Raw genomic sequence first — 14931 nt, forward strand, 5'->3', positions numbered from 1 at the left:
GAAAGGCACCGCCTTTCTTGTCTGAACGATCATACACCTTGGGAGGAATGCTTGTGCATAACAATCTGCAAAACCTCATGTCTAAGAACATCGTATCCGTTACACCAGAGCAATCGATCCAGGAAGCAGCGGCTCTAATGAATCAGTATAATATTGGTTCATTACCTGTCATGAAAAATGGTCAGCTTTGCGGGATGGTCACAGATCGTGATATTACGACTCGTGCCACTGCAACTGGTGGAAATGCGGATTGTCAGGTGAGCCAATGTATGTCTAATAACATTGTCTCAGCTACATCTAACATGAGTGCAGAAGAAGCAGCGGCATTAATGGCTCAGAATCAGATCCGACGATTGCCTATTGTTGAAAACAATCAGGTAGTGGGAATGGTTTCGCTTGGAGATTTTGCGACGAAAACACCTGATCATCAAGAGGCCGCCACCGCACTATCAAGCATTTCTCAGAATGGAACAACACGAGGTTAAGAACAAAGAGACTGACAAATGTCAGTCTCTTCTATTTCGTTCATCCTATGATAAAATCAGGATAGAATCATGTGGAAATAGGGTACATAGTAATATAGATGGAATGTGGAGGGAAAGCATATGTCAGAATTAGATGTATCGAAATTCGAAAAAAAGATTGAGATTAGGCAAATTCATCACGAAGATATAGATGAAATCCTTTCATTACAGAAAAAATGTTTTCCTGGAATGGATCCCTGGAAAAGAGAGCATCTTGAGAGTCACCTGGAAATTTTCCCAGAAGGGCAATTTTGTGTAGAACTCGAAGGAGAAATCATAGGCTCCTGTTCAAGCTTAATGGTGAACTTTGATGAATATGATGATCAGCATACGTGGGATGACATTACGGATGAAGGATATATTACAAATCATAACCCCGATGGCTATAACCTTTATGGTATTGAAGTGATGGTGCATCCGGAATATAGAAGGATGAAAATCGGTAAGCGTCTTTATGAGGCACGAAAAGATCTTGCGCGAGAATTAAACGTCAAGAGTATTATCATCGGAGGGCGAATTCCGAATTACCATAAACACGCGAATGAAATGAAAGCATCAGAATACGTAGAAGAAGTGAAGTTCCAGAACATATATGATCCTGTTTTAACGTTCCAGCTCATGAATGGATTTAATGTAATGAGAATAAATCCGAACTATTTACCAGATGATAAAGCTTCAAAGCAATTCGCTACTTTAATGGAGTGGAATAACGTTGAATACAAAGCCGTGACAAGAAGACACTTTAGATCGTCATTCCCCGTTCGAATTTGTGCGATACAATATGCGATGAAGAAAATCTCTTCCTTTGAAGAATTTGCAAACCAAGTGGAATATTATGTTGATGTGGCAGCAGATTTTGGTTCTGATTTTGCTGTGTTTCCTGAGATTTTTACGACACAACTAATGTCGTTCATGGATGAAAAAATACCAAGTAAAGCTGTTCGTCGTTTAACAGAATATACAGAGCCGTATATCGAGCTTTTTACAGAATTAGCTGTAAAGTATAACGTTAATATTATTGGTGGTTCTCATTTCGTTTTAGAGGATGAAAAGATCTATAATATTGCTTATTTGTTTAGAAGAGACGGAACGATTGAAAAGCAATATAAAATTCATGTTACCCCAAATGAACGTCGCTGGTGGGGAATTCATGGTTCAGATGGTATTGAAGTTTTTGATACAGATTGTGGTAAAATTGCGATCCAAATCTGTTATGATATCGAATTCCCTGAGCTTGGAAGAATTGCGACGGATAAGGGCGCTAACATTCTATTTACACCTTTCTGTACCGATGATCGTCAAGGGTATTTACGCGTACGTTATTGTGCGCAGGCTAGAGCGGTTGAGAACCAAATCTATACAGTCATTGCCGGTACGATTGGTAACTTATCTCAAGTAGAGAATATGGATGTTCAGTATGCACAATCAGGGATTTTTACCCCTTCAGATTTTGCTTTTTCAAGAGATGGAATTGCTGGTGAATGTCACCCGAATATTGAAACTGTCGTGGTAGGCGATGTAGATCTTGAGATTCTTAGAAGACAACGTCAATCTGGTACGGTTCGCCAGTTGCGAGATCGCCGAAAAGATTTATATGAGATACATTACAAAAAGTAAGCAGCTTTGCGGCTTGCTTTTTTTGTCGAATTTAAGCGAATGGTGTTTTTTTCCTATATAGCATTGGCGTACGATTCAATTCATATTATGATAATTAGAGAAAAGGAGAAAATCTAGCCAAAATGCAGGATTTTAACAGGTTTTCTCGAATTGATAAAAATTAAAGAAGATTTACATAATAGGAGGCAATAATGGACTGGAAAAATGAATATAAAAGATGGGTATCAGCAACTTCCCTTGACGAAGAATTGAAAAAGGATCTTGAAGCATTAAAAGGACAAGACCAATCACTTGAAGATGCATTTTATAAAAATCTTGAATTTGGCACGGGTGGCATGAGGGGAGAAATAGGCCCTGGTACGAATCGAATGAATTTATATACGATTCGAAAAGCCTCTGAAGGTCTTGCGCAATACATAGATGCACATGGTGAAGCTTACAAGAAAAGAGGAGTAGCAATTGCTTACGATTCGCGTCACAAGTCTCCTGAGTTCGCTATGGAAGCTGCGAAGACCCTTTCGAGCCATGGCATTCAAACGTATGTTTTCGAAGAACTCCGCCCCACTCCAGAGCTCTCGTTCGCGGTTCGAACTTTAAATGCTTGCGCTGGAATCGTTATCACAGCGAGTCATAACCCACCAGAGTATAACGGTTATAAAGTTTACGGAGAAGATGGAGGTCAGCTACCACCTAAGGTTGCTTCAGAAGTGATTTCTTATGTAGACGGTGTTGAGAATGAGTTAGAAGTGAAGGTTACGTCCGAACAAGAACTGAAAGAAAAAGGACTTATTCAAATGGTTGGCGCAGAAATTGATCGCCAATATGTAGAACAATTAAAAACGCTTCGCGTAAATCAAGAATTACTTTCTAAAATGGGCGAGCAATTAAAAATCGTCTTCACGCCTTTGCACGGAACAGCGAATATTCCTGTTAGGGAAGGTTTGAAAGCTTATGGATTTTCAAATGTAACTGTTGTAAAAGAACAGGAGTTACCAGATCCTAATTTCTCTACAGTGTCTTCTCCAAACCCAGAAGAACATGCTGCGTTTGAATTAGCCATTCAATATGGGGAGCAGGAGGATGCTGATATACTTTTGGCTACAGATCCGGATGCAGACCGTGTTGGTGTAGCTGTGAAAAACAAAGAGGGTAAGTATGTGGTCCTGACTGGAAATCAAACAGGTGCACTATTGTTGAACTACATCATTACTCAGAAAAAAGAAAATGGAGAGCTGCCGGAAAATGGCGCAGTTCTTAAAACAATTGTTACTTCTGAAATTGGTCGTAAGATTGCGGAGGATAACGGTCTTACTTCATATGATACGCTTACAGGATTTAAATTTATTGGAGAAAAGATTAAAGAATTCGAAACAACTGGGGAGCATACTTTCCTATTTGGCTATGAAGAAAGCTATGGCTATCTTGTTGGTGACTTTGTTCGAGACAAAGATGCTGTTCAAGCATGCCTCGTAGCAGCTGAAGTTGCTGCTTTCTACAAGTCTAAAGGAATGACGCTTTATGAAGGTTTGCTCGAAGTATTTGAACAGTATGGATTTTATCAGGAAGGTCTTGAATCGTTAACACTGAAAGGAAAAGAAGGGGCAGAGAAGATCGTTTCTTTACTTGCGAAATTCCGTGAAGAGCCGCCTACTGAAGCAGCTGGATTACGAGTGCAAAGCGTAGAGGATTATGAGACAAGCAAAAGAACGTTTTTAGGTAGTGGTGAAAGTGAGCAAATTGAATTGCCTACTTCAAATGTATTGAAATATATTTTAGAAGATGGATCATGGTTCTGCCTTCGTCCTTCAGGGACTGAGCCGAAAGTGAAATTTTATTTTGGCGTAAATAGCGATAATCTTGAAAACAGTCAAAGCAAATTGGCTGAACTTAGATCGTCCGTTATGGGTAAGGTTCAAGAACGTTTGGGATAAAATAAAATAATGAAAAAGAAAACCAGGACAAATCTCTCGTCCTGGTTTTCTTGATGAGTTTCCTCTAAAAGCACAACATGTGTCTTATGCTAAACTAAGGCACGAAAAAAAATCGGCTAGTTTCGCCGATTTTTCTACTATTGGTGAAGTTGTTGTTTATTCAATTGATGTTCGTATTCAGCTTTGTTCATACGAATGAGATGAAATACTTTGTCTTTCGTTTCGCTATCTAGTTTCTCGAGAATTTTACCTGCTTTATACTCGTTTGAGGTAACAATCTTTCGATAAATTTTAGATAACCGTTTATCATCTTCGGATAAATCCAAAAGGCACTGCCTCCTTATAATGAACTAAACCTTTTTCCTATCCTTAAATTACGATTTATTTTACAATATATGAAGAGAAGTAGCAAGAAATTAATTTATTTATGACAGAATATTCTTATTCATAGAAACATAAATGAACACGAAAGGGAGTTATATCATGGAATATACAAATGAAATGAAAAACCGTTTAAAAAGAGTTGAAGGTCAAATTCGTGGTGTTCTTCGTATGCTTGAAGAAGAGAAAGATTGCAAAGATGTAATCACTCAGCTATCTGCTAGCAGAACGGCGATTGACCGTACGATAGGTTTAATAGTTGGTTCTAATCTAGAGGAGTGTATTCGTGAACAGCTTGATAAAGGCGAGTCTACAGAAGATGTTGTAAAGGAAGCTGTTCAACTTCTCGTTAAGAGCCGTTAAGGATTATTAGGATATTGAATAAAATATCATGAGAATTCTAGTACCTTTTTAAAATGGATACACGACTCAATAAATCATAACCCTCCTTCGTTTTCAAAAGTAAGATGGGAAATGTTCTGTGACAATAGCTGTCTTAAGTATTTGGTATAGTTCCACCTAAAATCGGTATGATAGTGAATAATGGATAAACTCTGCTATTTACAACTTTTGTACTTACGAAGCTATGTGTTAATTAGGCATTTAGTCAATGTTCTTTGGTAAAAGGAGGAGCTAATGAGAAATTTGATAATCGGGATCGTCGTCCTTAGTGGTTTTTTAGCTTTTGGTTTGCAAGTTTTTACGGATAATAAGAATGTTAACGTTATAAATCAAGCAGAACCAGCGAAGCAAGTGTCAGGAGCTGTTGAAGTAGGATTGCAAAAAGGAGATAAGGCACCTGATTTTACATTATATTCACTAGAAGGGGAAGAAGTGAGCCTCTCTGATTACAAAGGGAAGGTAACTTTTATTAATTTCTGGACGACCTGGTGCCCTCCTTGTAAAAAAGAAATGCCGGATATGCAGGAGTTTTATGAAGAAAAGGCAGAGGAATACGATGCAGAAATTCTTTCTATAAATATTACGACCAACGAATCTTCTTCTCAAGTTGTGGAAGATTTTGTGAAAGAATATGCTCTTACCTTTCCAGTATTATTGGATGAAAATGGTGATCAAACAAATACTTTCGCTACTATAACAATTCCAACGACGTATTTAGTTGACAAAAATGGTATAATAATGAAGAGGGTAATAGGTCCTATGAGTAAAGAACAAATGGTTGAGTTGGCCTCTTCAGTGGAATAAAAGAGGTATTGTTAGGAGAGGTATGAGCTTCCGTTCGCTCAATCGTTCTTTAAAAGAAACGATGTTTTAAAATTGCGAAGGACAAACAGTTGACGCATAAGGGGGAGTGAACTGTGACTAATTTAGGATTTGGTGTCATGTTGTTTTTGATGTTGGGATTTGTCCAGTATAGCTGGATTTATGAGCCAGTGAATGGGGTTGGGATTGAATTTAAATCAAAATGGTCCTACATTTCGATGTCGGTTTTTCTTGGTTTACTTGTGGGTTATCTCATTACGACGGGGATCTATCAGATTTATTAGAAGAATACGATTGATATAAATTATTTTCGCATCTCGTTCCTATGGTTCATTTGTAGTTTTACAGCTCTTATTGACGAGACGGGGATTAGGGCTTATGATTTAAATATACTAAAACTAGCCTCAGACAGGTTAGACGGCGATTTTTCTGAAAGAAAAACCTTTCATTTTCATCGCCCTTTGTCGATTGTTCGACAGGGGGCGATTTTTTTATTGTCTTATTTTTATACCATTTATTGAATTCCTTTAAAAAAGGTAAACATGAGATAAATGATGGGAGGATCATTGAATGTGGAAATATGTATTACTTGTTTTATTTGCAGGATGTAGTTTAGGTTCATTGTCTACAATTACGAAAATAGGGATTTCTAAAGGATTTTCAGTAGGAGAATTATTAGCTGGTCAATTCTTTATTGGATGGCTCGTTCTAATAGTTCTCGTTGTTCTTTCTAAGAAAAAACTAAAATTACAAGGCTTAAAATTTATTCTAATCGGTGGAGTGGCTATCGGTTGTGTTTCTATTTTCTATACGCTTGCTGTATCCAAACTGCCAGCTTCTATTGCGGTGCTTCTTCTCTTTCAATTCACTTGGATCGGCCTCCTACTTGATTCTCTCAGTCAAAAAAGATGGCCAGAACCTAAAACGTTCGTATCAGTTATTATTCTCCTCATAGGGACATTTCTAGCGAGTGGAGTAGTAGGAGCTAAGGAATTCATTTATGATCCGATCGGTATTTTACTGGGTCTTCTTGCAGCAATCTGTTTTGCCATCTATATTTTTATTATGAGTAAAACATCAGCAGAAGTTCCTGCTGTTCAAAAAAGCTTTTATATGGTTACAATAGCTGGTATTCTCGTCTTAACTATGTTCTCCCCTGAGTCACTTTTCCAAGGGGATATATCAGGTGAATGGTGGATGTTTGGTTTGTTTTTAGCGCTTCTCGGAAATATATTTCCGGTCTTATTTATGGCCATTGGTGTACCTAAAGTAGGTTCAAGTGTTGGAACGATTTTAAGTTCCTCAGAGCTTCCAGCGGCAGTGCTTTTATCGGCGATTTTTCTTCACGAAGCGGTTCATCTTGTTCAATGGGGAGGCGTTTTGTTGATTTTGATTGGCATTGTCATCTCCCAGTGGAATGTAAGCTATGACCAACAGTCAGAAAAAAAAGCAGCATAATTCTCTGTAACTGACAAATACAAGTTCTAGAAAACGAATGTATATCCTTATAACCTATTTTTGTAAAGGGGAAGTTGCGTAATGGAATTGTTACGTATTCAAGACACATGGATTGAACTTGGTATTGCACTCGGTATTTTCCTTCTTTTTCTAGTAATGAGGAAAATTTTCGCGAAATATATATTTAATGTTTTTCTTAAATTAAGTAGAAAGTCTTCTACAGAATTTTTCACACACCTCTTCCTTGCTTTTGAGAGGCCGTTACGAATGTTATTCGTAATAATTGGTTTGTATATTTCTGTACGTTATGTGTCATTCCTAGATCATCATAATGAATTTTATAAAGAGATTATGAGATCGTCGTTAATTTTTCTTACTGCATGGGGATTATATAACCTTTCCTCATCGTCATCACTGTTTTTCCAAACAGTTAACAGCAAATATAATCTAAAAATTGATCAGCTTCTTATTCCATTTCTATCAAAAACACTTCGTCTTTTAATTGTTGCTATGACGTTTAGTGTTATCGCAGGAGAATTCGGCTATGACGTTAACGGCTTCATTACTGGGCTTGGACTTGGAGGTTTAGCGTTTGCTCTTGCTGCAAAAGAGACGATTGAAAACTTCTTCGGTGGAATAGTGATCATTACTGAGAAGCCATTTTCGATCGGTGAATGGATTAAAACACCGAGTGTAGAAGGCGTGGTTGAGGATATTACGTTTAGAAGTACTAAAATTCGTACTTTTGCCCAGGCGCTGGTGACAGTTCCGAACGCGCGATTAGCGAATGAGAATATTACGAACTGGTCCAAAATGGGTAAGCGGCAAATTACCTTTCATTTAGGAGTAACGTATAATACACCATCAGAAAGACTTGAAACGTGTATTAATCGAATTGAGAAAATGCTTCGCGATCATGAAGAAATTCATCCCGAGACTATATTTGTGTCATTTGATGAGTTTAATCATAGCAGCCTTGATGTTTTTCTTTATTTCTTTACCAACACAACCACGTGGGGGGACTTTTTGAATGTAAAACAAGATGTGAATTTTAAAATTATGAAAATAATGGAAGAAGAACATGTTGCTTTTGCATTTCCTACACAAACTCTCCATGTGGAAACTACTCCATCACATGAAGAAGAGAAAATGTATAACTAAAAGAAAGGCAGGTCCTCCATGGAGAGACCTGCCTTTTCTTATGCGCTTTTTTTAGTAAGGGCTTTTTGCTCTTTAGTAGAAGGTTTTCTTTTGCTCCAAATGGTAGCTAGGATCGGACCAGAGATGTTATGCCATACACTAAAAATAGCGCTTGGTACTGCGGCGATGGGATTAAAATGAGCAGAAGCAAGTGCTGCGCCTAGACCAGAATTTTGCATCCCGACTTCAATCGAGATGGCGCGTTGATCGGGTTCAGGGAGTTGCATTAATTTGGCAAGAAAGTAGCCAACGACAAGGCCAAGTATATTATGAAGAATAACAATTGAGAAAATAATGAGTCCCGTTTCTGCAATCCGGTCTTTGCTTGCCCCAACGACTGCTGCAACAATAGCGACGATTGAGATAACTGAAACAAGTGGAAGGACTTTAATACTCTCAGCAACTTTTTCTTTAAAAATTAGTTTTACTACAAAGCCAAGTGTAATGGGAATAACGACCATTTGGAAGATGGAAAGGAAAAGATCACCTGCAGATACAGGTAGCCATTGACTCGCAAATAAGAGAACGAGAGCAGGTGTTACTAAAGGAGCCAGTAGTGTAGAAACGGCTGTGATCGCTACTGATAAAGCTGTGTTTCCTTTCGATAAGTAAGTGATGACGTTTGAAGCAGTCCCCCCAGGACAACATCCAACCAGAATTACACCGACAGCAATTTCAGCTGGTAATTGAAAAATAACGGCCAGACCGTAAGCGAGCAAAGGCATAACAATAAATTGTGCAGCTACACCGATAGCAACGCTTTTTGGTTGTTTCACTACTTCCTTGAAATCCTTTGCAGATAAGGTCATCCCCATGCCAAACATAATAACTCCGAGTAAGATCGTTATGTATGATGTAATCCATGTAAATCCATTAGGGAATATAAACCCGAGTACTGCAAAAAGAATGACCCAAATCGCAAAAGTATTCCCCGCAAAATGACTTGCCTTCTCAAGAGCTCTCATTTCATCACATCCTTAGAAAATTTAATCCTGATTATACGCCTATTCGTGCAATTTTCAATAGAATCTGACAATTTAATAAAACATTTTTGAATAACGATTTTTTCACGTTACTCATGAACCTACTTGTCCGGTCATACATATTAGTAAGCAATTCATTTAGGAGGGAATGACATGTCTACAGAGAAAGAAATCTTTTACGCTATAGAAGAGATTACAGAAATAGCAAAAGGGTTTGGGCTCGATTATTACCCTATGCGTTATGAGATATGTCCAGCAGACATTATTTACACGTTTGGAGCTTATGGAATGCCAACTCGCTTCTCACATTGGAGTTTTGGTAAGCAATTTCATAAGATGAAGCTACAATATGACCTGGGGCTAAGTAAAATCTATGAGCTTGTTATTAATTCTGACCCATGCTACGCCTTTCTGTTAGATACGAATAGTTTAATTCAGAATAAACTCATTATTGCTCATGTACTTGCTCACTGTGACTTCTTTAAGAATAATATTCGTTTTTCAAATACGCGAAGAGACATGGTTGAGAGTATGACAGCAACCGCTGAACGGATCGCTTATTATGAGCATCACTATGGAAAGGCTGAAGTGGAGAGCTTTCTTGACGCTGTTCTCTCCATACAAGAACATATTGATCCTTCGATAATGAGACCAAGATTGACGTATAATCTTCAAGATGAAACCCCGATTCCAGTGAAGCCTGATTCTCGATATAATGATTTGTGGTCAATCGATAAGGATGAGCTAGCGGACGAGCCAGCTCCGACGAAAAAGAAGAAGTTTCCACCGCAACCCGAAAAGGATCTTCTTCTCTTCATTCAGGAATATAGCGCGGAGCTTGAGGACTGGCAGCGAGATATTATGACGATGATGAGAGAGGAAATGCTGTATTTCTGGCCACAGCTTGAAACAAAGATCATGAATGAAGGATGGGCAAGTTATTGGCATCAGCGAATTCTTCGTGAAATGGATTTAACGACGGATGAAGCAATTGAATTCGCTTCACTCAATGCAAATGTTGTGCAACCTTCACGAACACGCATTAATCCTTATTACCTCGGTCTTAAAATCTTTGAGCATATTGAGGAAGTGTATGATCATCCTACAGAGGAAATGAAGCAGCGCGGATTCGAAGTAGGTAAAGGAAGAGAGAAGATGTTTGAAGTTCGTGAAGTGGAAGCTGATATTTCATTTATTAGGAATTACCTTACAAAGGATCTTGTATATAAAGAAGATTTGTATTTGTTCCAAAAGAAGGGACGCGATTACAAAATAGTTGATAAAGAATGGGAGCATATTCGTGATCAGCTAGTGACAATGAGAGTAAATGGTGGATTCCCATATTTAACTGTAAGCGACGGGAACTACATGAAAGCTGGAGAAATGTACCTTCATCATTCTTTTGAAGATACAGAGCTTGATCTTCAATATTTAGAGCGAGTTCTACCGTATGTACATCAATTATGGGGGCGCCCGGTTCATATGGAAACGCGAGTGGAGGATAAGGAAGTTCTCTTTTCATATGATGGAAAGAAGTTGCATCGTAGGTACTTGTAGCAAATGGATTTCCTGAGTGACTTAAGCGATCATTTCTGGCTGTATCTACTCTCCATAACGCTAGCTGGTGCTTTAGGAGGGATTGGTAATATCCTGATCTCAGGTGAATTTCAACGGTTTCGAAAAGTAGTCAATCAACAAAATAATGCAGTCTATTATAATATTGGATCAATAAAAGAGCCACTAGTTGGTGGAATTGGTGGGATATTAACGACGTTATTATTTATTGAAACAGCTTCAGGTCAATACTTACTCTATTTAGCGCTACTTACAGGGTTCGGGAGCAGCGCTTTTCTAAAGCGTTATATCGAGCAAAAAACAGATCAAATTGTTGAACAAAATAACAACCGGCTTCAGAGTGAAAACATTCAAACGTATCACTACGAGAGCGAAACAAATGGCTCAGTTGTTAAAGGGATTATGAGTCCATCGCCAGTTTATTTAACTCAATCAGAGATAGAACGGCTTACAATCCTTCAAGCCAAGGTGGGAGAAGCAATAGGTCCAAAAGAAGCGAAGGTATATCAATGTGAAATTAATTCGCTTCTTAGCCTGGGAAAACAACGCTCATTTTAACCGATGCAACTATTGTGAAGGTATGAGATCTATCGTATTATATATGTGATAATGCACATATAAAGGGGATCTCAAATGAAGAAGTTCATGAAACGACTGTTAGTTATCGTTCCACTGATATTACTAGTTCTTGCGATCGTCTTCTTTTTCTGGGCAAAAGCGTCTTATGAACCAACACAGGAAGCTTTAGAGTACATGGAAGAGTCAAATGAAAGTGAATTAACATTTGGATCACAACATGCTGACAAGGGGATTATTTTCTATCAAGGCGGCAAGGTAGAGGAAGAGGCATATGCTTTTTTAGCTCACCAGCTTGCTGAGGAAGGTTATTTTGTAGTGATCCCTCGTCTGACGTTGAACCTGGCCATTTTAGATGGAGATAAAGCATCTGAAATGATAAGTAAATATGACGATGTAGGGGAATGGTACATTGGTGGTCATTCTCTCGGAGGCGCTGTGGCATCATCATTTGCTATCGAACATCCTGATGAAATCCAAGGGTTGTTTTTACTTGCAGCTTATCCAATTGAAGATATGTCTGAACTGTCTATATCGACGCTTACGATCTATGGTAAAGATGATGGAGTGGCAGTCCTATCTGATCAAAAAGAAAAAGAAGAGTTGCTCTCTTCTTCAGCAGAGATACACATTATTGAAGGGGGCAACCATGCCAACTACGGCATGTATGGCGAACAAAAAGGTGATAACCCAGGTTCCCTCACTTCTGATCAACAAATCAACGAGGCTGTTCGAACAATTACAACGTGGATAGAAGAATAAACCAAAATAAAGAGCCGTCTATGATGGTTCTTTATTTTGGTTTTATTTCTTTTGTCACGTTTTACTTTACTCAAGCGTGCCAATTATTTAGGGATTCTTTTTAAAGAAACGGGAATGAGGAATAATACGTAAGAAGATTCTCAATAATGGATGATATAGGAAAGAGATTGACAGAGAGCGTATATGGGTTAAGATAGGGAATGTGATGAACCAACCCTCAGAGGGGATGGAAGAATGTATTACGTGAAAAGGCTGTGGATGCTTTGTTAAGATCTCGTTTTCGACGGATACGGTTAACTTCTGTTCAGTTAATCGTTTTGTTTTATTTAATAGCGGTAACGGTTTCTACCTTTCTAATTGGTTTACCGATTGCCCATCAATCTGGCGTGCAGCTATCCTTTATTGATGCCTTATTCACAGCCGTGAGTGCGGTAAGCGTGACAGGTCTTTCTGTTGTGTCGATATCGGATACTTTTAGCGTTCCTGGAATCTTTATTCTTGCTGCTGTCCTTCAAATTGGCGGGATTGGTATTATGACGCTTGGTACGTTTGTCTGGCTTGTGATGGGCAAGAAGATCGGATTAAAAGAAAGACAGCTGATAATGACTGATCAAAACCAATCCACATTGTCTGGCTTAGTACAATTGATGAAGCAAATTCTTGGATTAATTTTCATAATTGAATTAGTTGGCGCTCTTGTCCTTGGTACTTATTACCTTCGCTTCTTTGAGACATGGCAGGAAGCTTACCTTCAGGGATTTTTTGCTGCAGTAAGTGCAACGACAAACGGCGGTTTTGATATTACGGGAAGTTCTCTTCAGCCATTTGCACATGACTATTTCGTTCAATTTATTCATATATTATTAATTATCACAGGAGCCATTGGTTTCCCTGTGTTAATTGAAGTTAAAAACTTTTTATTTGCTAGACAGAATAGCCATCGATATAAATTTTCTTTATTTACTAAATTAACAACAATGACTTTCTTTGTACTCGTTGTTTCAGGAGCTATCCTTATTTGGGCATTTGAAGCGAATTCATTCTTTGCCGGTAAGAATTGGCATGAATCGTTCTTCTATGCCATGTTCCAATCAGTGACAACGCGTAGTGGTGGCCTATCTACAATGGATGTAAATCAATTTCAAGAGCCTACACAGTTGTTGATGTCAGCCTTAATGTTTATTGGTGCTTCTCCAAGTAGCGTAGGTGGCGGTGTGCGTACAACTACATTTGCGATTGTGCTACTCGCTATTTTCTTCTTTGCAAAGGGTGGTACGTCAATTAAAGTGTTTGGACGAGAATTGCATCATGAGGATATTCATAAAGCCTTTGTTGTGTTTACCGTGGCGATTATCGTGTGGAGCTGTGGAATTATTATGCTTTCCTTCTCAGAACCATATCCAATCGTGGCTATTATTTTTGAAGTATCGTCAGCCTTTGGTACCACAGGTTTATCGATGGGCGTGACACCAGGTTTAAGTACTTTTGGCAAAATTGTTATCATGTGTTTGATGTTTATTGGTAGAATTGGAATTCTTTCGTTCCTCTTCCTTATTCGAGGAACAGTTCTTCGGGAAAGATACCATTATCCAACTGAACGAGTGATTATAGGTTAATTATAAAAAAGCAGGAGTATATGATCCTCTTGCTTTTTTTGTGTTTAATTCTTTAAGTTTTCTTTAGTTCTAATATCTTTGTTTCTAAAGGCTCGTCTCCGCTTTTCATGTCTAGCTGCAGTGGGCAGACACTCGGTCACTTCACCTTTTCATCCGAACACAAAGACCGTGTTCAAATGAAAAGGCTCCAGTGCCTGCCGTGTCTGAACGCCCACTTCCGCTTTTCGTGTCTAGCTGCGACTCGCAGAAACTGCGATATTTCACTCTTTCACCAGAACACAAAAGGCGTGTTCTAGTTCAAGAGTTCCAATATCTCCGTTTCTAAACGCTCGCCTCCGCTTTTCATGTCTAGCTACGCGGGCCAAATCCTCTGGCTGTTTCGCCCACTCGAATGAGACAAAAAGCGTCTCAATCTCATGGGCTCCAACATCCTGCGGATTTAAGCAGGCCCGCTCCGCTTTTCATGGTCATATTTACCAAAAAAAATTGGTATATAAATATCGGGAATTCACAAACTAGTTGTACAAAGGAGGTGATTGACATGGCTCAACAACAAAACAGACAAGGAAGCTCTAACAACCTTGTAGTACCTGGTGTAGCTCAAGCTATCGACCAGATGAAGTATGAAATCGCTACTGAATTCGGAGTGCAACTTGGTCCAGATTCAACTTCTCGCGCTAACGGATCTGTTGGTGGAGAAATCACAAAGCGTTTGGTTCAAATGGCTGAACAACAGCTTGGCGGTTACCAAAAATAATTTTATACCATGGCTGTAAGGGGTGGACTTGTCCATCCCTTCTTGCGTGATTCGATACATAGAAGGAGAGGGTAGCATGTCTTTTGAATGTCCACTCTGTAATAGCTTTGCTGCTATCCAGCTTGTTTGTCAGGTATGTGAAGATAAACTAACAGATAAGGGAAGAGAAGCAGAGTATTACGATGAGTACAGTGCCTATGAATCGATTGAGTCGACTAAAAAAATGGACGGATTCATAAGTAAAGCACATGAATGTCCTCATCTTCTATCATGTCCAACTTGTGGTTGGAATGATGTTTACTTAATTGAAGAATGGAGTACATAGCA

At 38.7% G+C, this 14931-nt stretch carries 16 protein-coding genes; 14 read left to right on the plus strand and 2 right to left on the minus strand.

Annotated features, from left to right (window positions below):
• Positions 1–77: 77 nt before the first annotated feature.
• From AC0VYO_RS02775 to AC0VYO_RS02785, 3 genes are all read left to right on the plus strand, one after another.
• Positions 78–485: a CBS domain-containing protein gene (locus AC0VYO_RS02775; RefSeq protein WP_475368370.1), complete on the plus strand. Its 408-nt coding sequence runs from the start codon at positions 78–80 to the stop codon at positions 483–485.
• Positions 486–605: 120 nt separating this feature from the next.
• Positions 606–2141, plus strand: a complete 1536-nt coding sequence (locus tag AC0VYO_RS02780; RefSeq protein WP_194220046.1) for a bifunctional GNAT family N-acetyltransferase/carbon-nitrogen hydrolase family protein — start codon at positions 606–608, stop codon at positions 2139–2141.
• Positions 2142–2332: 191 nt separating this feature from the next.
• Entirely contained in the window at positions 2333–4072 is a 1740-nt protein-coding gene (locus AC0VYO_RS02785) for a phospho-sugar mutase (RefSeq protein WP_475368371.1), read from the plus strand.
• Positions 4073–4209: 137 nt separating this feature from the next.
• Here the strand turns inward: AC0VYO_RS02785 and AC0VYO_RS02790 are convergent, their stop codons facing one another.
• Entirely contained in the window at positions 4210–4398 is a 189-nt protein-coding gene (locus AC0VYO_RS02790) for a hypothetical protein (protein ID WP_194220044.1), read from the minus strand.
• A gap of 157 nt (positions 4399–4555) precedes the next feature.
• Between AC0VYO_RS02790 and AC0VYO_RS02795 the strand changes: the two genes are divergently transcribed.
• From AC0VYO_RS02795 to AC0VYO_RS02815, 5 genes are all read left to right on the plus strand, one after another.
• Positions 4556–4816: a metal-sensitive transcriptional regulator gene (locus AC0VYO_RS02795; RefSeq protein ID WP_194220043.1), complete on the plus strand. Its 261-nt coding sequence runs from the start codon at positions 4556–4558 to the stop codon at positions 4814–4816.
• Positions 4817–5089: 273 nt separating this feature from the next.
• Positions 5090–5659 carry a TlpA family protein disulfide reductase gene (locus AC0VYO_RS02800; protein ID WP_475368372.1) on the plus strand — a complete coding sequence of 190 codons (570 nt, stop codon included), beginning with the start codon at positions 5090–5092 and terminating at the stop codon, positions 5657–5659.
• A gap of 113 nt (positions 5660–5772) precedes the next feature.
• Entirely contained in the window at positions 5773–5961 is a 189-nt protein-coding gene (locus AC0VYO_RS02805) for a hypothetical protein (protein WP_194220041.1), read from the plus strand.
• A 286-nt stretch (positions 5962–6247) separates the two neighbouring features.
• The gene (locus tag AC0VYO_RS02810) at positions 6248–7135 is read left to right on the plus strand and encodes an EamA family transporter (RefSeq protein ID WP_475368373.1); all 888 of its coding nucleotides are present in this window, start codon (positions 6248–6250) and stop codon (positions 7133–7135) included.
• A gap of 81 nt (positions 7136–7216) precedes the next feature.
• Positions 7217–8296: a mechanosensitive ion channel family protein gene (locus AC0VYO_RS02815; RefSeq protein WP_475366501.1), complete on the plus strand. Its 1080-nt coding sequence runs from the start codon at positions 7217–7219 to the stop codon at positions 8294–8296.
• A gap of 38 nt (positions 8297–8334) precedes the next feature.
• Here the strand turns inward: AC0VYO_RS02815 and AC0VYO_RS02820 are convergent, their stop codons facing one another.
• A complete protein-coding gene (locus AC0VYO_RS02820; protein WP_475366502.1) occupies positions 8335–9300 on the minus strand; it encodes a bile acid:sodium symporter family protein in 966 nt (321 codons plus the stop codon).
• A gap of 171 nt (positions 9301–9471) precedes the next feature.
• On the opposite strand from AC0VYO_RS02820, the gene AC0VYO_RS02825 reads away from it, so the two are divergent.
• The 6 genes from AC0VYO_RS02825 to AC0VYO_RS02850 all read left to right on the plus strand — a co-directional run bounded on the left by AC0VYO_RS02825 (position 9472) and on the right by AC0VYO_RS02850 (position 14929).
• Positions 9472–10875, plus strand: a complete 1404-nt coding sequence (locus tag AC0VYO_RS02825) for a SpoVR family protein (RefSeq protein ID WP_475366503.1) — start codon at positions 9472–9474, stop codon at positions 10873–10875.
• Between the two features lie 3 nt (positions 10876–10878).
• Positions 10879–11451: a hypothetical protein gene (locus tag AC0VYO_RS02830; RefSeq protein ID WP_194220036.1), complete on the plus strand. Its 573-nt coding sequence runs from the start codon at positions 10879–10881 to the stop codon at positions 11449–11451.
• A gap of 75 nt (positions 11452–11526) precedes the next feature.
• Positions 11527–12231, plus strand: a complete 705-nt coding sequence (locus AC0VYO_RS02835; protein ID WP_475366504.1) for an alpha/beta fold hydrolase — start codon at positions 11527–11529, stop codon at positions 12229–12231.
• Between the two features lie 254 nt (positions 12232–12485).
• Positions 12486–13847, plus strand: coding sequence for a TrkH family potassium uptake protein (locus tag AC0VYO_RS02840; protein ID WP_430243169.1), 1362 nt, complete (start codon positions 12486–12488; stop codon positions 13845–13847).
• Between the two features lie 541 nt (positions 13848–14388).
• Positions 14389–14604 carry an alpha/beta-type small acid-soluble spore protein gene (locus tag AC0VYO_RS02845; RefSeq protein WP_194220033.1) on the plus strand — a complete coding sequence of 72 codons (216 nt, stop codon included), beginning with the start codon at positions 14389–14391 and terminating at the stop codon, positions 14602–14604.
• Between the two features lie 76 nt (positions 14605–14680).
• The gene (locus tag AC0VYO_RS02850) at positions 14681–14929 is read left to right on the plus strand and encodes a hypothetical protein (protein ID WP_194220032.1); all 249 of its coding nucleotides are present in this window, start codon (positions 14681–14683) and stop codon (positions 14927–14929) included.
• Positions 14930–14931 lie beyond the last annotated feature (2 nt).

It is taken from the genome of Anaerobacillus sp. 63XJN7_4_ISO-PGPR-S23-413, assembly GCF_056173725.1.